Origin of the sequence: Fortiea contorta PCC 7126 (assembly GCF_000332295.1) — a bacterium.
Lineage (GTDB): Bacteria > Cyanobacteriota > Cyanobacteriia > Cyanobacteriales > Nostocaceae > Fortiea > Fortiea contorta.
In genome coordinates this window covers 1,313,166-1,331,745 of sequence record NZ_KB235930.1, presented here as the reverse complement: position 1 = coordinate 1,331,745, position 18,580 = coordinate 1,313,166, and the positions used below count along the sequence as shown (strand labels likewise).

The window sequence follows — 18,580 nt, the reverse complement described above, 5'->3', positions numbered from 1 at the left end:
TACTAGATGCATTTTCAGTCTAGAACTTTTTGGGTGGCAATCAGCATTTTAAACAAAAGCTTTACTGCCTTAACTGCAACACGCATCCTCACTAGCTTTACTGGTTTACCAGACGCTTTTTCTGTATCCAAAAATTCACCCAACTCTTTAAGTAGTGGGTTTGTGCGGCGGCGAGCTGGTTCAACTGCACTAAAAACCCATTGCCACAACGCACGCCGACATAATGCAGAACCACCGCTAACTTTGGATTTGGAAATATCACCACTTGATTCAAGAGATGGGGCAACGCCCAAAGCTTTCTGAAATCTCCTCAGCGACAAATGACGTTTGGTTGAATTACCTGACTTTCTGCCTTTACGAATTTTGATTTCTGGTTTACCATCTTCACCGAAAAAGTTCTCTAAGGGGAAGATTTGTGACAGAATTACAGCCTGTACTCGGATGCCAAAATTGAATTCAAGAAAAACAGCACGGTAACTGCTAAACCTTGCATCCGTAAGAATTTGAGCTAACTCATCCTCTATTAATTGTTCCTCACTCGCTAAGTCACAGATGCGTTTAGCATGAAATCTAACTGAATCGGTTAACCCTAATCCAGCCGTCACGGCGTACAACGTATCATATCTGCGGCTTTCCCTCTCTCCCGCTAACCATCCCCACATCAAGGGGACTTTGTTTGATGATCTTCGGACGGAGCGAACAAACGCAATCTCTGGAAACTGCCAAGCTAAATCTTGCCTGGCGCGGTTAATTATTGGCGATCGTACGCGGGTTAAGTGGTTGAGCCGGAGAATTAATTCCCTAATTCTTGAAACTAATTTATCTTTGATCCGAACAAATCGACTCAAATCATCACCATAATCGAACTGGTAACAAGCAAGCGCTAAAGAATCAGCATCATCATCTTTATCAGGCAATCCCAGGTGATTTTCACGATAATTTCTGAGTTGTTTATGACCAACTAATCGAATTTCTACACCAGCTTTAGTCAAATGTTCAGTCCAAAATTTGGAGTAGTTAACCCCCGTCGGTTCAATAACAGCAACTTCTGGGTGAAGTGCTAATAACCCAATTAATCCAGCGCCGTTGTTTTGGAATTTGTAAAATTGACATTCATAGTAAAATTCTCTTGGGGATACAGGTTTTTCTAAAAGCAGGCAACAAGAAATACTGGACTTGGAAACATCCAACCCCACAACTCTAGTCAATTTGTTAGCTCCTAATCAGGTGTTGATTTGTGTTAGTGCTTGCGAATCACCCAAAGGCCAACGAGCCTAATTCAGTCTCAAAGCAATGCCAGTGCTGCAAACACTGGCAAACACAATTAAAAAACAGACAGCCGAGCTTACGAAAATGCAAAAGCCATAAGCTTTATTCAGTCTCAAAGCCCTAAGCTGGTACTCAAAACGGGTGCTATGGACACAACCCGCGACGGGTGAAGGGAAGATACAAGTCGGTCAGCGTTGCTCTTTAACCTTCCTTACTGCTGACTTAACCCGTTTCGGCTACTGTGTCAGGTAGCCTCATCAGGCGTTCAATTCGTCAAATCTCATCACTCATTCGTACCAATCCTCATCATCTTCATCGTCATCGCCATACCCAACCAATGACCAATTTTGATCAGGATTTTGCTGATTCAAAATTTCAACCATTGCACGACCACTTAAAACATCAAAAACTGAATAATTAGCCAGCATTCTATTAACTTCATTTCGTTTCATCGCCTCAGCCAATTCTGGGGTATGCAGGCGAGAATCAATATCCTCAATGCTGCTAATCGGCGGCGGGACTTCATCACCCTCAATCCACCGGGCGTGCTGGTCATTATAAAATTCCATCCACGCTGTCTCTGATGGTGGTTGGGGTGCAGTTTCGAGCCAGTCAGCAAGTTCTTTAGTTCGTTGCATTGACTCCGCTCCACCCATCATGGATTCTATCCATTCCTGGCGCACTGCAAAACCACCTTTTTCTGCGGCTTCTTGTGCAACTTGGCGAAATTCTACTTTGTAGTGAGTGGCGAGAATTTGCGTTAGCGCACTAACTTGTAGGCTGTTCAAGCGCTCTAAATCAATTATCCATAAAGCTTCGTTTTGGAATTCCCCCGCGGCTCTTTCTAAAGGGAATGGATCTCGCATGGGTATCATCCCACTTGGGAATAAAACCATGATTTTCTCGTAAGGATTGCCGGGTTTGAGTTTTACCCAGGTGTCGTGTTTAGTCATGATCATTGGTAAAATTTGCATACTGCTTGAATCCACAGCGAATGATTTGAGTGGGCGATCGCCTGCACCGTCTCCTGAGTGCGATCGCTATTAAATTACCAGCCGTTGCTCGCGCCCTCCTCAAGAATTTGCTGCAAGTATTTTTTTCCCTCAGCCCAGTTCCTACCCCCAAGTTTGAGAATTTGCTCAATTACAAAAGTCTCACCCTTAACTTCCAGTAGTGCTACCACTGCGAAGTAAAAGCCTTTTTTTTGGGAAGTGGAAGTTGTAAGCCCATCATTACGCTCCGCGCTTGGCTCCTTATATAAGTGTTCCAGGCTGGTTTTTAATTCCGTCTCGACTTCCGACGGGTAAGTTGAAGGAGCGTAAACCTCATAAAGCGCCTCCTCTTGTTGCTGAGTGTGCAACGCAATTTCTAGCTGCTCTAACTCCTGGTTCATTGCAGACAATGCCCCCCGGCGGGCTTCTTGGATCATCAGCCCTTGAGATTCCCTGACGAGTTGCACCCCTGCAACCAGTGCCAAACTGTAGGAAATTCCCTTACCAATTGCAGGCATAGGGGAAAGTGCAGCGAGCCAAAAAGCAGCGGCACTTGCTAGCAGGCAATTGGTTTTTATCCAGCGATTAGCCACTGCAGCAGCCCTCCCAATACAACAGAACAGGCTACAGCAATCAGCAGCGCGTAGTAGTCAGGTTCGGATATTTTCAAAAACTGACGGGCTGCATCATCGGTGACTAAAGCCATACCCAAGGCAGCTGCACACATGATGTAAATCACCCACATAACCCGGAATAAAGCCGGATGCAACGCCCCTAGCCAAGCCACACAGCTAGAGGCGATACACCCCAACAGGAACCAAGCCCCCAGGTGTACCGCCTTAGTCATTAGTAGTTATCCTTGATTTTGGCTCTTAACTCTTGAATGCGTTGCTGTGCTTTGTTTTCAGCGCGGTCTAAACCAAAACCCAATTTGGCGTATTCTGGACGCAGTGCGTGGAGGTGTCGCGCCGTGCTTGCGTCGGCGCGTTTTTTAGTTAGTTCGGCGTCGGCTGTGCCGCGAATGTAGTTGCGGTGGTGTTTGTGAACTGCGGCGTCAGCGGCTTCAATCTTGCCAAGCGATTTGTAGGCGCGTTGAGATTGCTTTGCACCTTGGGTTTTTTCTGTGGCTAATTCCTTGAGGGCATCAGCTTCTGGCTTGGTAAAATAGCGGGGTACGTCACTGACAGGTGCTGTCCGGACTGACTCCCAGGCGCCCGCGTTCAATGGGTTTATCGCTGTGGGGTCAGTTGGAGCCAGCACACGATTTTTGTCTATGGCGTGACCACCTGTGGCGAGTGAGGATTGACTTTCTTTGTTGCTGGATTTACCAGCAGCGCTGGTGATGCGAGATAGGATACCCATAATCTTTACTCCTTATTGACAAACTTGGGTCTTGACTTGCTGCAGTTGTTCGGACTGCGCTTTCATCTGCCGCAGTTGCACTTGATCTGCACTTTGGTAGGTGAAAATTGCCCCTAGGCTTAAACCAGCAACTAAGGCTGCAGCGAACAGCACGAAATATGCTGGTGTTAAGTCTGGTGTCGCCGCTGGTGTTGGGGTGGGTTCTACTTCGGGGTAGAATTCGCCGGTGAATGGTACAACTTTGCTGGTGGGCTGCTGTTTATTCTTCACCGTCTCCCTCCAGCAACATTGGTTGATAGGTGGGTAGCAGTAGGTGAGATGTGCCGGCTGCGAGTGCGGCGCGAAGTGAGGTTTGCATAATTTCCCGGTCTTGGGGTGTGGGATTGTCCCGCATTTGGCGAATGCGGTGAATCACTCTGCCTGGGAATTGTCGCCAGTATTCGTGGGCTAATGCGTTGGCATCATTGGCTAGCAGTGATTCAAGCAGGTCATCTGCACTATTTTCTGCATCGTCATCCGTTGCATTTTCTGGTGCAGTGTTGCGGCTACGCAATAGTTCAATCCCGGCATCAGTCCACATTTTGCGTCCTGATTCTTCAACCACCACATGCACGTCAATCTGAAATACTCCAGGGTGACGGCGTAGCCAAGAGCGAATTGTGCTTTCTGGTATCCCGGTTTCGCGGGATGCTTCAGGCGTGGTGTACAGATTTTGCATTACTGTCACTCGTTGGTAAAATCTCCTTATCAAAATCAAATCCATTACTTGGCGATCGCACTCCTGATAAAAGGCGATCGCCTTTTTAATCGACTAGCCCAAGGACTTCGATCGCGTCTTCCTCCACGAATCCATAAGAGATATTGTTGAGCAGATCGAATTGGTAATCTTCATCAAGCTCATCGATGGCGTCTATCAATTTTTGAGGGATATCTGAAAAATTCAATTCCTCCCACTGGTAAGCGACGCTGGTATTCTCTCTTAAAGCAATGCAGATTAGTCCACATAATCCCAAGGCTTGGGAGCGATTAAGTTTGTCTGTGTCTGCGAGAATTTTTTGAATGATAATATGGACTCCTTATAACTTGGTATTTGACTGGCGATCGCTCTGTGCTACTGGTAGGGCGATCGCCTTTTGCATTGAAAGCATCAGGTACAAATCAAAGGGTGTTCCACGCGGGGACTAGGCAGTGCGTGGGTGCTTGCTCCGGTTGCAACGCGAAGGGTTAGGCGTTGGGGAGTGACTTATATACTTGTAAAAGTATAATATGATGGTAATACTGCACGTTGAAAAGTGCAAGCTAATTATATACTTTTAGATGTGTGATAATTGAGGGGTCGATTATGAGGACAGAAAATGCCAAGAACAGGTCGCCCAAAAACCGGGAAGGTGGCGATATCGGGGACTTTGAGGGTAAGTCCGGAGTCGTGGGAGTCTCTTCGGAAGCTAGCCGAAAGTCTTGGAATGACGAGATCGGAATTAGTGGAGAGAATAGCAGACAAGAAGATACCCCTAGCGCTAGAGAACAGTCAAGCAGTGGAATCAATGGGAAAATCGTTCGCCAGCTAATCAAAGAGACTGAGCGACAGCTGGCTTATTACAAAGATCAAACGACTGAACTAGAAACCAGGTTGCAAGAACTGCTTCAACTGAATCAGGATCTAGAACAAGACGAAACTAAAAATCAAGAATAAAACCGTCCTACCCGTGGGTAAGGACGGTTTTGCTTTATGAAAAGTTCAAAAACAAATACGGGTATCCTCCGATGCTCAGATCAAAGTAACCCGTAGATGCTGGAATGAGTTGCTTCTACCAACTCAACCACTATGCATATATTAGTCCTTTCAATCTGGTTCATCTTAATGCTAGGTGCGCTGTCTATTTGCTGGCAGATTGTACAGCCCGATGTTGCAAGAGCCGCAAGAAAAAGACGCTACCACATTCAAGAAATGATCCGCGAGGGAAGAGAGCGAGCCAACAGGCAACCGCGACGATCCACATCCAAATCACGCACCACCAGAAAACCTGGGAGAGAAAAAGTCAACCCTCGACTTTGGAGCCAACTAATCACCCTAGTTCAAGGAGACACTGCCGTTGCCGCCCGATTGATCAGATACGAACAAAACCGAAATCCCGATCGCAGTCGTGACTGGTGTGCAGAAAAAGCCATTTGGCAACTACAGCGCGATCGCCACTAAAAAAAATCAAAAGCCATCCAATGATTAAACAGATGGCTTTGACTCAACAAATCACTTAAATTATGACAGAAAAAACCCAGAAAAACGCCCTTCCGTGGACAGAAGAACACGAATCATTCTGTTACCAAAACCGAATTCCCAACGCTGCAAAAGTCCTTTGGCAGTGGCTAATGAGACAAGGGGAAGTCAGCCTAGAAACAGAACCTGACCTATCAGAATTTAATGCTTGGGTAGAAAAGTCAAGAGGCAAGGGATACAGTCACAATTATTTAAAGAAGATGTTCGAGTTACTTTGCGAACATCGGGTAATTCAAGTGGTAAAGCAGTACAGTTGGAAGATATTTAAGTTACTAGTGAGACCGCTGGAGTGGTTGAAGCCACCGAGAAAGAAGCGAGAAAAAAACTTACAAAACAATAACTCGACTTACAATTCACCTGACTACAAAAGATAAGTCTGCCGTTGAGGAGGATATACAGCAGCAGCATTCTAATCTTATTAGCAATCAAGCCACCCTTGCAGATGAAGGTATACATTTTGACGAAAGCGAGAAAGAGGTTTTAAACCATTCAAATCCTGAAATAAAAGTATCTATTGCTCTATTTAAGATACGTGGTGGATTTGATAAAATTTCCAACCCAGAGGGATTTATTCGCTCTTGTTTACGTCAAAGATGGTGGGAACATCCGACTAATATCAAGCAACTAAACGCAATTCCTGAATACGCTCCTAACTCAACATTTTGGGATGAACTTAAGGGAGTTGAGTTATGAGTCAACAACTCTCCTTGTTCACCCTTGTCCCTGTAAGCCAGATTAAGACAGTACAGGATCCTTACTGGGATGAAATAGTTGCGCCCCAACACATTCAAGAGAAAACTGATACTCAGCAAGCTGGAACTCCGTACAATTGTGTTGGGGCGCAAGTTGCATTAGATACTAAAAAAGTTGCGCCCCAACACGATACCCACTGGGTAGAGAAATATTGGGTCGAACGCTCTGGTAATAAATATTGGTACTATCGCTACTGTTGGATGACTGGCAGGAAGAAAAATCGGATTTATCTTGGCAGTGCAAATAGTGCGATCGCTAAAAATCGAAAGGCAGATGTAGAAGCCGCAATCAACGACGGACAGACACCACAAGAGATTCAACACTTGATTCACTCTTGGCGTCACCATTCGCAACCAAATTCCTAAATCTTTTGAGTTCATCCCACCGGCGGCTTTCTAGTGAAGCAGTACGGCTGTACTGATTGGGGCGAAACTCTGCTTTTCTCCGTTCCGCAAAAGAATCAATAAATTTGAGAATAATCTGCTGTTCCATGTCAATGCCAGAATCCAGTTCCCTGGCATAGTTCAAGATTTGATCAGCTAGTTTGACTGGAACGCGAATTGTTTTAGTCTTGCCATTGTTCCAAGCCGAAGACCAGCTGGTACTGTTAGTTCCTGGTTGCAAAGTCATGTCCATTTCCTGTAACGCCTGTGTCAAGGCAGGATACAGGGTTTTTCTTGTGATTGCAACCTTGAAAAAATGCGATCGCCCAATGAATAAAGCGATCGCCATGCTGTTTTTTACTATTCGTCAATATTGTCACGGGAATGTTGATGGCGGGTAAAGCTCATCTACCTCCTCCCAGGCAAAGTCTGCCAGGGTTTCTAGGGCCTTAGCCAAGTCCACCGGGTGATCGTAATTTCCCTCCTGGAGGCGCTGGAAGAAAATTTCGATTTGCAGGAATAACAGCTTAGTGTTCATAGAGTAGCGATCGCCCCCTTAACACGATCAGCCGAAATTTCTACGTAACGTTCCAACGACTTAAAATCCTTGTGACCAGTGATTTTCTTAATCGTGTACAGGTCAGTTCCATTGCGGTGCAGTTTGGTAATGAAAGTCCGGCGGGTGGAATGAGTGCTAATACCCTTAGCCGTCAAACCCAGTCTTTCTATAGCAGCTCGTAAAATTTTATCTGCCCACCGAATCGTGATTGGCATTGAACCATCACGGCAGGGAAAGAGCCAGCCCGAACTAGAATCTGGAGTGTAATTAGATAAAGATTCAGCCAGTACAGGGTGTACAGGCACTTGTCTTGTCTGGCGCTTACCGTCTGGCGTTGCCTTGCGAGTAATCGCCCGAAAATTAATATATTCCCGTGGCGTGCCGTTGGGATTGTAAACATCCTCTATCCTTAACTTTACCAATGCCCCCCATCTTTCCCCGGTGTACCAAGCTAAATCTAAAAGCAACTTGTATTTTTGACTTTTAATTTGCTTGCGGATTTTAGAATAGTCCGTGTCAGTTAAAATAGCCGATTGTCCGTTTCGGTTATTTTTCATGAAAATTCTCCTCAGAATTGTTCCGGATTAACCAGTTGCAATGGTTAATTCGGAACATTTGCGTTTTTAGATATAGTCAATATCTGCTTAAATACTAATGGTGGTAGGCTTTTCAGCCATCAGTGATTGTTCTTGATTTACATAAAAGTGGAATATTTACATTGTTTTGATTACTGCTTAAAACGGATTTATTCACTTCATTAATCCAGCAATGGCAGAACCAACACTGACTCAAGTTTTTGGAACGAATGCAACTCAAACCGCAACCACAATCACAATCACCAAAGCCGATTTGTCCTCAACTGGACTAACAGCCAGTGCCACCAATACAGCAGAGTCGCTAGTAGCTGCAATTCTTCTTAAGGCTGCTGAGTATTTAAATTCCACCAGTCAAGGTACTAATTCCGATATTCAAATTCTCATTGAAGATAGCGGTTTACCTGGATTTACCACTAGGGATAATCAGCGCTATCGCCGCACAACTTATAACGTGGAATTCCAAAAGCCTGACACAAATTCAACACTAGATCCAGACGATTTTTAACATGCCTGCAACTATAACTAACAGCAGTATTCCTGCAAATCTTACACAAGCCAGTATCTATGCTGGTATCAAATCTATATTTACTGGTTTAGGGTATACTCCCTTTGCTGAGTTTGTTAGTGGTGGCACTAACTTTGTTGTTTACAGGAGAATATTCGATGCTACAAAGCAGTATTCAAGAGTATTTTGCCGGATCGGCGTAACATCCATATCAGCTATTTCTCAAGCAATAGGCAGTGATTTTGATATTGCAACAAACACTCTTGTTAATGCTAGTACAACCATAACTTCAGGCACACCCGTCGCTGCTACTCCCATAGATTTAAGAGCTTTTAAATCGCAATCAGGAGAATACGATTTAGTTCATGTACGCCAAGGTACGACACCATTTATCATGCTTGGATGGCTACGCCCAGCTACCTTAAATAACATTGATGAAATTGCTTACACTGCTGCATTAATGTTTAACAATGCTAATGGTACGGGATTGATAGGTACGGCATTAAATCCTTATAGTAATCTCAATTTCAGCGCTTTTGTTCATGTTAATCTTGCTGGTACTAACCATTTTGGATTAAGGGATGTCATCCCTAATTTAGTAATCCTGAATAATGGTTACAAATCAATATTTGGGCTTACATCCGATGATTTTGCTATCGGTGCTGGCAACGGCTTAAATATCCTTGAAAGTGTAGGCAATCGACAAATGATTATATCTAGAGGTGTTACAGAAAGCAGTGTATTCCTTGGATGAAAATCACTGCAGACTCTGTAGAATTCAATAAAAATAGCTTTGTCTCTAGAGGTATTAATCCTGCAAGTTCCACTGCTATTTTTATTGCTTCTCGAATAATTATTGAGTATCTCTTTCCTCAAATCGGTGCGATTTATCCTTTAAGCATTGCAACAAAAGGGATTAATCCCGAAAATTTAATCCCTATTTTTATTGCTTCTCGAATAATTATCGAGTATCGCTTTCCTCAGCGCGGTGCGATTTATCCTTTAAGTATTGCAATTGCAGGAATTAATCCTGTAAATGCAGTTCCTAAATTATCCTTTACTACCGCTCCCATCAATCCTTACCAAGTATCAAAATTAGGCAGCTTTAGCTACACCAGTAAAGAATTTCCCGGTTTCAAGGTTTTATCAGATATTATAGGCTTTAAAGCTTTTCAGGGATTTATTTTTTATAGCTTTGAAGTACCAGTAATATTCCAGGCATTCTCATTTTTATCTTTAGCTATAGGAGTAAGCCAATTTCTAGGCTTCCTATTTGTTCCAACTGCGTTACTCACTCAATTTAATTTTTTGTTTGGCGTCAACGCTATACAAGACATCAACAAAATTGTGGTTAACAAGAATGACCTAACTATTCTTCCCACTGCTACCGCTGAATCAATCTTTGTTGCTTTATTCAAAAAATGGCTGGAAAATAACATCTCCAGCATAGAGATTGAGGATAAAAAATTGACGGTTGAGAATAACAAAATTAATTATACTTACTGGCTACACATATTTGATATTCCCACAAATTTATATGATGTGGAATCACCTATTAATTTGGATAGCATCTTATGAGGGAAATACACTGTGAGAATGCTGCTAAGGCTTCTGTAGAGTTTAAGTTAAACAATAAGTTAATCAGGTTGGAATTCAACAATCCACCAGTAATTATTGAGGCTATACCCGGTGGATTATTAAAAATGGATGTTTGGAGCTATTTCAGATATGCACCAGCAGATGAAGATATCCCACCAGATGAAAGACTTGGCAATTATCTTTTTAGTTACTATCAGAAAGAAAGCGAAAATAGCTTTACAAAATACCATCGAGATTACAGTAATCCAAATAATCCTGTATACACTTATTACAAATTATTTACCCAAGATTACGATACTGGTGAAGAAAGATTTGTTTCTGATGTGCCGATAGATAATAGTATCCCCAGTGTTGAATGGTATCAAGATGTTTGGGTTTTTAGTGCGGGTTATTCTAATTCTACTTTTTCAGTTCAGGACAAAGACGAAATTTATCAATACGAAGTAGAGGTAATTCCTAATTACAAAGTGAAATGTGACGGCTGTGAACCTGGGGAATGCAAAGCTAGTAAATCAAGGTATCCAGGGTACACATGCATGGATTGTAAGGAGTTGGAAGCTAGGATAAAACGGATAGGAGGTAAGCTCGATGAGCAACTCAGATGATGATGTAATTCGCTTGTTTAATCAAGTCAAACTGTTAGAAGAAAAAGTTGATAGCTTATCTAAGTTGAAAGAACGAATAGAGAAAATAGAAAAATATATTAATGCCCTTCATAAAGATTTTGAAGCCATAGGGAAGACTATCGGAGAAATTAATCAATATTTAGAGCCGTTGCTAAAAATAGTTGAGCAATTCGGCACGACAGTTGCTAAAGGTGTGAATTCAATATTTAACTTATTTGGAGGTGGTAAATGAGTAATATTCCAGATACCCCAGGGACAAAAGCTTTAAAAGATGGATTGATTAATACTGGTAAATATATTCGAGGATATAGCAGCAGTATTAAAGGTAATTGGAATATTCCGAATATCCAAAGACAATACACACAATTTAGCAATAAGGATTATAGGAATTTATCTAAGCTTACCAATGCTTTGAATGAGCAAAAAGGTTTATTAGACGAAATTAAAAGAATCAAACAAACAACAAAAGCGGCTGCGGATGCAGCGAAGTTGTCTAAAGATTCTAAAAATATTTTGGATACCTTGTTATCTAAAGTTCCTGGTGGCGGTACCTCATTAATGAAAGCAGCTAATCTTGCACTTTCTCTTGCTGGTACTTCTTTAGCACTTCTTAGTATCAAAGCAACAGAAGCGCGACAAAAAGAGCAGAGCAAAATCAACGACATACTGAATAGGGATATGTCAAAAATCTTGTCAACTGTTCAGACAGTCAATAATCGAGTTCAATCTGCAAATTCAAAAATTGAAAAGCTTGATTCTCAAGTAGGACGTACTAACCAAGAAGCTTTATCAGCTAGCCGGAACGCGACGGCTGCTAGAGAAAGAGCAGACGAAGCTAAAAAGCAGAGTAATGATGCGCTTTACGAAACTCGCCAGGGAAGGGCGAAACTTGAAGCGCAGATAGCTGATGCTAGAAAGCAGAGTAATGATGCGCTTTACGAAACAAGGCAAGGAAGGGTGAAACTTGAGGCACAAATAAATGAACAGGTATCAAGAATTAATAATCAAATTTCTGCTTTTAATAATTCAATTCAAAAATTTGCAGCCGAGACGCAAGCAACAATATCAAATTTGTTTAAAGGAACATCAGCGAATGCTAAATCTGATAATGAAATTGCCTCACTTTCTGCAAGGTTGATAAAAGCTACCAGCGATATATCTAGTCTTGATGGAAAAATATCTTCTTTAAAATTTGCTGCAGATAAAGCCCAAAATACGGCAGATGAAGCGCTTAAAAAAGCAGCCATAATTCCTGCTGGTGCACCTAATTTAATTGAATTTAAATATGATATATCCCAGCTTAAAACCTCGGTAGATAGAATTGACGATACTTACGCACAGCGCATAAATGAAATCAATAAAAGATACGAAGGATTAGACAATAGTCTTGACAATTTTACTAAACAAACTGAACTCGAACTAGCTAGATTTAGCAGAGAAGCTGCTTTCAATGAAAAGCAGGGGCAAGGTGATCTAGCCTTGCTTAATAAAAGATTTGAGCAAGGAGTAAAGGATTTAGACGATGCCTGGAAGATGCAGTCTCAACAAAATATTACTTTTACTAAAGCATTAGAGCGAATTGAGCAAGAAAAAGATGCGTTGGGTGAATCCTTGAAAAAAGAGCAAGCTAAAATCGCTTCATCCCCAACAATTGACCCCGCAGAGATAGAAAGATTAAAGCGTGATAATGATCAGAATAAGCAAAATATTAAAACTATTACTCCTCAAATAGGAGATATACAAACACAACTTAAGGAGCAAGATAAGGTGAATGCATCAGCATTATCCAAGCTGGATCAAATATTAGGATTCCTGCCATTTATCCCAGGTAGAGCAGCAGATGCTATTAAACCATCTATCCCCACCCCTACTCAAATCAAGCAAGCTACAGGGGAGGCGATTTGTGAAAGTGCTAATGGTGGCTGCTTGAACAAAAGTTTTGATGATAATGCCAGTAGAATCAATCAGAATAGTAATCAAAATAAAGCCGATATTCTTGGTGCTGCAAACGCCGCTGCACAGATACCTGAATTGGCTTTATTATACACAATTAATAGCAAGTTGGGCGACCAAGTAAAAGGTGGTATCTCTGGATTTTTGGGAAGATTTAGCGCCTGGAGTGCACTAAATACTGCTGTTAGTTACTTGACGTTGTTTGCCACGATTCATAATGCAGCAATGCTCAGTAGAGATATTGCTCAAACCCTTGGACAATCTCTTGCTAATGTCTTGACTCTTGTGGGGATTAAAGATAGTGAAGGTAATGCGGTTGATGTAGGTAAATTGATTAATTCTGGAATTGAAGGCTTGATTAAAAATGCAATTGGCGCTGAAAATTACACTGCTCTATCTGAAACTTGGAGTAAGGCTAATAGAATTTATCAAGCTACTACTAATGTTTTGAATAGCTTCTTAAATTTATCTCAAACCATTTTACAAGCCTCTGAATTAATAGCAGGACAGACAGGAAAGATAGGGAATGCTTTAAAGAAAGGTGGAGTAATTTTAGAAAATGCTTACGGCTGGATGAACCCACAACCTAAATTTAATCGGGTTACTCAATTTCTAGAAAAATTACAAAATGGTGCATCAACAATTCAAATGGTCACACAAGCACCATTAGATGTTATTAACGCCACAACTGAACTAACAACAGCCTCAACAGATTTTGTTAAGGCAATCAAAGAAGACAAGAAACCTGAGAATAAATCTACAAACATACCTGAACCAGACGAACTAAAAGCTAAGGAAGCTCAGAGTAAAACCGATTCACAGCCATATCCATTTGATTTTTCAGACTTGTTTGACGGGGAGGACTAATGACAAATTCTCCAACCGATCCATTTGAACATCTTCAGCAGACTTATAAGACCGAATTTAATCGACGGGTAGACCGATATTTTAAGGACGTAAATGGCAACGGTGATTTATCATCACCGCGAAGTTCCTTGAAATTAGCTTGTCGAATTACTGATAACGATAACGACGCAATGATGAATATGCGTCACAACCTATTCTTTAACGTAATTGGCTATAGCCGAAAAAATTTAGCTGTAGTTTATGGCTCAAAATTTGATAATGCTCCCCCTGTCGCTGGTCATCCTCAGCTATTCTTTGTCTTCTCACAGGATGATTCAGCTTCACCACCTGAAGAATCACCCATACAGCACGAAAAATCTGTCAGGTTAATGAAATTTTCTTGCGCTTCTGGAAATGCTAAACCAGCTATTACTAAAGCTAACATGACGGAAATAGCGAACGAAATTAAGAGTAGTTTTTTATCAGGTGGTAAAGGAATAACTTACACCTGCGGTAATAAAAGTGCAAGCTATACTGATCCTGATAACGGGTTCCCTAAAGGGAATTACATCTTAGTTAACAGTAAGTCTGATGGATCTGAAATTTATCAAAAAATTTGCAACGTGATTGACGTACCCTTCTATTCAGACAGGGTGTTATTAAATGACCCAGATAAACCTAGTACGACAACCGCAACAGCCGGGAAAGTCACAATTTTGGGTAAACAGGTACAAAATCGCAGGTATAGACCCGTAGCAGTCCTCAGATTCAGAAGTGCATACATATCTTTGGGGAATCTTGTCCCACCTGTCTTTTTACTAGATACAACTCTCAGAAATCAGTCATTAATCCGTTATCCATGATTTTCAAGACTTGTCTTCAAGAAACTCTGGTAAACAATAAAGCTAAAAACCTATTAGGTTTCTATGGAAACGTCTAAGGATTTTAAAGGGTTAAAGTTGGTGAAAACTGTAACTATCACAAATAAAAATTATGGGGTTTAGAGAACTGCAGCGTTACCCAGCCCAAAAAGCCCGGTATGACAAATATAAAGAATGGTTAGATGCCACTCCCCAACAACGTCAAGCCAAATATGCCGCTATTACTGATGAAACTAAGCGTGCAAAGGCAGAAAGAGAAAAAGGATATATTTCCCCGTTTGGAACTGCTGGTACTACAAAAATTTATGTACCTGCGCGGCTAATTAAAGATGGACAAACTGGACAAGGTTCTGGGGTCAGTACGGTGCTTCGTGGTCTACTTGCTAATTACACCACGACTGCTACTGAATTTGCAGCGTTAACCAATCCACTTTTAATCGAGACAAATCAGTTCAAAGCGGCTAAATTGACGCTAACTTCTGTTCTACCTGGAACTACCAAAAAACCTAGTCGGATTACCGGCGCTGAATACAAAAAGCCTGATGTAGATTCTGTGACCTGCACTTTTGGGCAAAATGCTGGTGGGCAAGATTACGATGTAGCTGTTTTGGCTATCAAAGGTGAATCAGCTTTTGCAAACTTTATCAACGGAAATGGTGGCAAAAATCGGGCTAGATTTATTCCTGAGGGATAAGGACAATGAGCAAGATAGCAGAACGCACTGGGATTATTTGGACTCCAGATGATTCATTGGATCTGCTCTCCGTTGATGTTGACGGCAACTGTTCTGAATCTGATTTTCAGGGAATGCTTGCCATCAACCAAGCGGGTAGGGATTGGTTAACTGGGAAAATTGACACGATTGAATATTTAGACAAGCTGGAGTATTACGGTATCCCTGATCCATTTGAGATTTTAGATGAATTTGCAGAACACGTTGATTTTGTAATTTCTCACGCTTGATATGGCACGTAACTTACAGCTAGGAATAGAGAGTAATTGGGCTTTACAATATAGTAATTCTTTCCCGGCTGTAACTCATTTAAATGATGGTTCAGGTCAGCCAATTTATGAAAGGATAACTGAGATAATTGTCCCGATAGTATTTGATAAACCTATTATTGCTGTTAGCGTAACCACTACTGTTCCTGTGGGGAAGATTTGGAAGTATGCCGGATATTTGAGACGCAGTTTAACAACTGGTTTAGGTGCGAGTTTTGTCGGTGAACCTGAAAGATTGTTTTTGGGTAAATTTAATTTAATAGTTTTTGATGATTTAAACATTAATTACTTCGTGTCTATTCAGGTTCCTAAATGGTTTATCAGTGCTAATGTCGCTATTTACCAATACGAGGGGATAAATAAGACGACTTTGGAAGACGACATCAAAGCGATTGAATTAAAAATTGATGCTCTTGATAATTTGATTAGAGGATAATGCTGCTATAGCACCCACTAGTAATTCTTAAATACCACCCACCATTATTGTGGTTCTGAAGTTGCTGTAGTAGCGTAGATAGTTTTATCTCTGTAGCGATCCACTTAATGTTATGCAGTGCGATCGCTTTTTTATTAATGATTTTATGAAACCATGAAAAATTTTATTAGTTTGAGTGACGCTCTCTCTCTGGGAAGTCTTTTGTTGACGTCAATTACCGCTTTAATCGGTGGGATTTACTGGTATGGGAATAATGAGAAAAAGAAGTACGGCTTGGAGCGAGATTTTGGGCACATTCGCCGGAACCAAGAGCAGATGCAGCAAGGAATTGATTTAATTATTAAAGAAATTGATTTTCGCTTTGATTCGATCAACAAAGATGTTATCGAGATTAAGTCGGTTCTCAGGATGCCCAAGGATTAGCCGCTTTCTTCCAAGCCTGTTGATTCAAGTCTGGGGATTCAGTCTAGAACTTTTTGGGTGGCAATCAGCATTTTAAATACAACCTTCACGGCTTTTATTGCTACAACAGTTTCCAGCCCTATATTTTTGGTGTAGAGACGCGAAATTTCGCGTCTCTACATTCAGTAAAATCACAAGCAACTATTAGACAACAGCAGATAATTGGGGCTGAAAGTAAGCCTGCAAAACTCTCTCTGCTATCTGACGGCTGGTTAAACCTAACTCAGCTTTAGATTCATCTGGTGTCGCATGATCTACGAGAATATCTGGGACACCGATGCGCTTCACAGGTACAACCACGTCAGCATCCAAGAGGGCTTCCGCGACTGCAGAACCAAAGCCACCCATGACGCAACCTTCTTCTAAGGTAACGACACGGCCGATTTTCTTCGCCAGAGGCAAGATTAATTCTGTATCCAAAGGCTTGACAAAACGGGCGTTAACCACTGTGGCTTCTATGCCGTGTTCGCTGAGGATTTCGGCTGCTTGCAAACTTGGGTATACCATTGTGCCGTAACCGAGAATTAATACGTCGTCCCCGGTGCGGAGAATTTCGCCTTTGCCGATTTCTAAAGGTTCCCAGCCTTCTTCCATCAAAGGTACACCGTGACCGTTACCACGAGGAAAGCGCAGAGCAATCGGGCCGCTGGTATGATTAACGCCGGTGACGATCATGCGTTGTAATTCGGCTTCGTCTTTAGGCGCCATCATCACCATGTTGGGGATGCAGCGCAGGTAGGCAATATCATACATCCCTTGGTGGGTGGGGCCGTCAGCGCCGACAATTCCTGCCCGGTCTAAGCAAAAGAATACTGGGAGGTTTTGGATGCAGACATCGTGAATTATTTGGTCGTAGGCGCGTTGCAAGAAAGTAGAGTAGATAGCGGCGACGGGGCGCATACCTTCTGCAGCTAGCCCTGCAGCTAAGGTGACGGCGTGTTGTTCAGCAATGCCAACATCAATATATTGATTCGGCAGTTTTGCTTGTAATTTATCTAAGCCTGTTCCTGTAGCCATTGCGGCTGTAATCCCGATAATTTTGGGGTTTTGTTCAGCCAGTTTGACTAAGGTGTGGGCGAAGACTTTCGCGTAAGCAGGGGGCTTGGGCTTGCTGGAAGGGATAGCTTTACCGGTTGTCAGGTTGAAGGGGTTTTGGGCATGATAACCAACTTGGTCTTGTTCGGCAATTTCATAACCTTTACCCTTGACAGTGGCTACATGCACTAAGACAGGGCCGGGTATTTGATGAGCTTGTTGGAAGGTGGCGATCAATTCTTCGAGATTGTGTCCATCGACTGGCCCCATGTAAGTAAAACCGAGTTCTTCAAACACTGCTCCAACTTTGGGAACCGCCAAACGCTTCATTCCTTCTTTGATGCGTCCGATTTCGGGAGATAGGGATTCACCAACAAAGGGAATTTGTTTGAATTGTTCTTCTAAGTTGTCTTTGAAAAACTGGACTGGGGGACTCAGACGCATCTTGTTGAGATAGCGAGGAATGGCGCCGACGTTGGGCGAAATGGACATCTCGTTGTCGTTGAGAACAACTAGGAGGTTGGTTTTGGGTAGATGTCCGGCGTGGTTGATGGCTTCTAAAGCCATCCCGCCGGTGAGGGCGCCGTCACCAATTACGGCGACTGATTTAAATTTTTCCCCTTTTAAATCTCGCGCCAAAGCCATACCCAAAGCCGCTGAAATGCTGGTGGAAGCGTGACCGGCGCCAAAATGATCAAATTTACTTTCGCACCGTTTGAGATAACCAGCAATGCCGTCTTTTTGTCTGAGGGTGTCGAAGTTGCTGTAACGTCCTGTCAGTAGTTTGTGGGGATAAGCTTGGTGTCCTACGTCCCAAATGACTTTATCCCTGTCTAAGTCTAGTGTTTGGTAAAGCCCTAGAGTTAATTCTACAACACCCAAACCTGGCCCCAGGTGTCCCCCGGTTGCAGCTACCGTTTGCAGATGCTTATCTCGGATTTGACGAGCAATTTGTTGCAACTGCCGAATCGATAAACCGTGCAACTGATTGGGATGGGTGATTTCGCTCAAATGCATATTATAGAGTGTTCCTCTCTAATCTCTAC

The 18,580-nt window shown here is 42.3% G+C and carries 26 protein-coding genes; 16 read left to right on the top strand and 10 right to left on the bottom strand.

Annotation, left to right across the window (positions count from 1 at the left end):
* Positions 1-14 precede the first annotated feature (14 nt).
* The 7 genes from MIC7126_RS0106445 to MIC7126_RS0106415 form a co-directional block, all read right to left on the bottom strand.
* Positions 15-1,208: an IS110 family transposase gene (locus MIC7126_RS0106445; protein WP_026100074.1), complete on the bottom strand. Its 1,194-nt coding sequence runs from the start codon at positions 1,206-1,208 to the stop codon at positions 15-17.
* A 348-nt stretch (positions 1,209-1,556) separates the two neighbouring features.
* Positions 1,557-2,222, bottom strand: a complete 666-nt coding sequence (locus MIC7126_RS0106440; RefSeq protein WP_238553615.1) for a hypothetical protein — start codon at positions 2,220-2,222, stop codon at positions 1,557-1,559.
* A gap of 95 nt (positions 2,223-2,317) precedes the next feature.
* On the bottom strand, positions 2,318-2,854 hold the full coding sequence (locus MIC7126_RS0106435; protein WP_017652310.1) for a hypothetical protein: 537 nt from the start codon (positions 2,852-2,854) through the stop codon (positions 2,318-2,320).
* The gene (locus MIC7126_RS0106430; protein WP_017652309.1) at positions 2,836-3,108 is read right to left on the bottom strand and encodes a hypothetical protein; all 273 of its coding nucleotides are present in this window, start codon (positions 3,106-3,108) and stop codon (positions 2,836-2,838) included. The genes MIC7126_RS0106435 and MIC7126_RS0106430 overlap by 19 nt, the downstream gene beginning before the upstream one ends.
* The gene (locus tag MIC7126_RS0106425) at positions 3,108-3,623 is read right to left on the bottom strand and encodes a hypothetical protein (RefSeq protein ID WP_017652308.1); all 516 of its coding nucleotides are present in this window, start codon (positions 3,621-3,623) and stop codon (positions 3,108-3,110) included. The genes MIC7126_RS0106430 and MIC7126_RS0106425 overlap by 1 nt, the downstream gene beginning before the upstream one ends.
* Positions 3,624-3,635: 12 nt before the next feature.
* A complete protein-coding gene (locus tag MIC7126_RS0106420) occupies positions 3,636-3,893 on the bottom strand; it encodes a hypothetical protein (RefSeq protein ID WP_017652150.1) in 258 nt (85 codons plus the stop codon).
* On the bottom strand, positions 3,883-4,341 hold the full coding sequence (locus tag MIC7126_RS0106415; protein WP_017652149.1) for a MerR family transcriptional regulator: 459 nt from the start codon (positions 4,339-4,341) through the stop codon (positions 3,883-3,885). The genes MIC7126_RS0106420 and MIC7126_RS0106415 overlap by 11 nt, the downstream gene beginning before the upstream one ends.
* A 341-nt stretch (positions 4,342-4,682) precedes the next feature.
* Between MIC7126_RS0106415 and MIC7126_RS32210 the strand changes: the two genes are divergently transcribed.
* From MIC7126_RS32210 to MIC7126_RS29075, 5 genes are all read left to right on the top strand, one after another.
* Positions 4,683-4,808 (top strand): hypothetical protein, encoded by a 126-nt coding sequence (locus MIC7126_RS32210; protein WP_274517484.1) that lies wholly within the window; start codon positions 4,683-4,685, stop codon positions 4,806-4,808.
* Positions 4,809-4,965: 157 nt separating this feature from the next.
* The gene (locus MIC7126_RS32515) at positions 4,966-5,316 is read left to right on the top strand and encodes a hypothetical protein (protein ID WP_017652306.1); all 351 of its coding nucleotides are present in this window, start codon (positions 4,966-4,968) and stop codon (positions 5,314-5,316) included.
* A 168-nt stretch (positions 5,317-5,484) separates the two neighbouring features.
* Positions 5,485-5,820, top strand: coding sequence for a hypothetical protein (locus MIC7126_RS27160; RefSeq protein WP_017652305.1), 336 nt, complete (start codon positions 5,485-5,487; stop codon positions 5,818-5,820).
* A gap of 62 nt (positions 5,821-5,882) precedes the next feature.
* Positions 5,883-6,272, top strand: coding sequence for a hypothetical protein (locus MIC7126_RS31860; RefSeq protein ID WP_017652304.1), 390 nt, complete (start codon positions 5,883-5,885; stop codon positions 6,270-6,272).
* 315 nt (positions 6,273-6,587) lie between these two features.
* Entirely contained in the window at positions 6,588-7,016 is a 429-nt protein-coding gene (locus MIC7126_RS29075; RefSeq protein WP_017652144.1) for a hypothetical protein, read from the top strand.
* Here MIC7126_RS29075 and MIC7126_RS30205 read toward each other — a convergent pair.
* Together MIC7126_RS30205 and MIC7126_RS0106380 are read right to left on the bottom strand one after the other, a co-directional pair.
* Positions 6,940-7,281, bottom strand: a complete 342-nt coding sequence (locus tag MIC7126_RS30205) for a hypothetical protein (protein ID WP_154655836.1) — start codon at positions 7,279-7,281, stop codon at positions 6,940-6,942. The two genes, MIC7126_RS29075 and MIC7126_RS30205, sit on opposite strands and share 77 nt — an antisense overlap.
* A gap of 287 nt (positions 7,282-7,568) precedes the next feature.
* Positions 7,569-8,150, bottom strand: a complete 582-nt coding sequence (locus MIC7126_RS0106380; protein ID WP_017652302.1) for a tyrosine-type recombinase/integrase — start codon at positions 8,148-8,150, stop codon at positions 7,569-7,571.
* Positions 8,151-8,361: 211 nt separating this feature from the next.
* Here MIC7126_RS0106380 and MIC7126_RS0106375 point away from each other — a divergent pair, with 211 nt between their 5' ends.
* The 11 genes from MIC7126_RS0106375 to MIC7126_RS0106325 all read left to right on the top strand — a co-directional run bounded on the left by MIC7126_RS0106375 (position 8,362) and on the right by MIC7126_RS0106325 (position 16,460).
* On the top strand, positions 8,362-8,694 hold the full coding sequence (locus MIC7126_RS0106375; RefSeq protein ID WP_017652301.1) for a hypothetical protein: 333 nt from the start codon (positions 8,362-8,364) through the stop codon (positions 8,692-8,694).
* A 1-nt stretch (position 8,695) separates the two neighbouring features.
* A complete protein-coding gene (locus MIC7126_RS0106370; RefSeq protein WP_017652300.1) occupies positions 8,696-9,448 on the top strand; it encodes a hypothetical protein in 753 nt (250 codons plus the stop codon).
* Positions 9,445-10,272, top strand: a complete 828-nt coding sequence (locus MIC7126_RS0106365; protein ID WP_017652299.1) for a hypothetical protein — start codon at positions 9,445-9,447, stop codon at positions 10,270-10,272. Before MIC7126_RS0106370 ends, MIC7126_RS0106365 begins: the two co-directional genes overlap by 4 nt.
* Complete coding sequence (locus MIC7126_RS0106360) at positions 10,269-10,898, top strand: hypothetical protein (protein WP_017652298.1); 630 nt, start codon at positions 10,269-10,271, stop codon at positions 10,896-10,898. The genes MIC7126_RS0106365 and MIC7126_RS0106360 overlap by 4 nt, the downstream gene beginning before the upstream one ends.
* Positions 10,882-11,151, top strand: a complete 270-nt coding sequence (locus MIC7126_RS0106355; protein WP_017652297.1) for a hypothetical protein — start codon at positions 10,882-10,884, stop codon at positions 11,149-11,151. The genes MIC7126_RS0106360 and MIC7126_RS0106355 overlap by 17 nt, the downstream gene beginning before the upstream one ends.
* Positions 11,148-13,739, top strand: coding sequence for a hypothetical protein (locus tag MIC7126_RS0106350; RefSeq protein WP_017652296.1), 2,592 nt, complete (start codon positions 11,148-11,150; stop codon positions 13,737-13,739). Before MIC7126_RS0106355 ends, MIC7126_RS0106350 begins: the two co-directional genes overlap by 4 nt.
* Positions 13,739-14,581 (top strand): hypothetical protein, encoded by an 843-nt coding sequence (locus MIC7126_RS0106345; RefSeq protein WP_017652295.1) that lies wholly within the window; start codon positions 13,739-13,741, stop codon positions 14,579-14,581. The genes MIC7126_RS0106350 and MIC7126_RS0106345 overlap by 1 nt, the downstream gene beginning before the upstream one ends.
* Positions 14,582-14,711: 130 nt before the next feature.
* On the top strand, positions 14,712-15,293 hold the full coding sequence (locus tag MIC7126_RS0106340) for a hypothetical protein (RefSeq protein ID WP_017652294.1): 582 nt from the start codon (positions 14,712-14,714) through the stop codon (positions 15,291-15,293).
* 5 nt (positions 15,294-15,298) lie between these two features.
* Entirely contained in the window at positions 15,299-15,562 is a 264-nt protein-coding gene (locus MIC7126_RS0106335) for a hypothetical protein (protein ID WP_017652293.1), read from the top strand.
* 1 nt (position 15,563) lies between these two features.
* A complete protein-coding gene (locus tag MIC7126_RS0106330; RefSeq protein WP_017652292.1) occupies positions 15,564-16,037 on the top strand; it encodes a hypothetical protein in 474 nt (157 codons plus the stop codon).
* Between the two features lie 201 nt (positions 16,038-16,238).
* The gene (locus MIC7126_RS0106325; protein ID WP_238553614.1) at positions 16,239-16,460 is read left to right on the top strand and encodes a hypothetical protein; all 222 of its coding nucleotides are present in this window, start codon (positions 16,239-16,241) and stop codon (positions 16,458-16,460) included.
* 183 nt (positions 16,461-16,643) lie between these two features.
* On the opposite strand, the gene dxs is transcribed toward MIC7126_RS0106325, so the two are convergent.
* Positions 16,644-18,551, bottom strand: coding sequence for a 1-deoxy-D-xylulose-5-phosphate synthase (gene dxs / locus MIC7126_RS0106320; protein WP_017652290.1), 1,908 nt, complete (start codon positions 18,549-18,551; stop codon positions 16,644-16,646).
* Between the last annotated feature and the right edge of the window lie 29 nt (positions 18,552-18,580).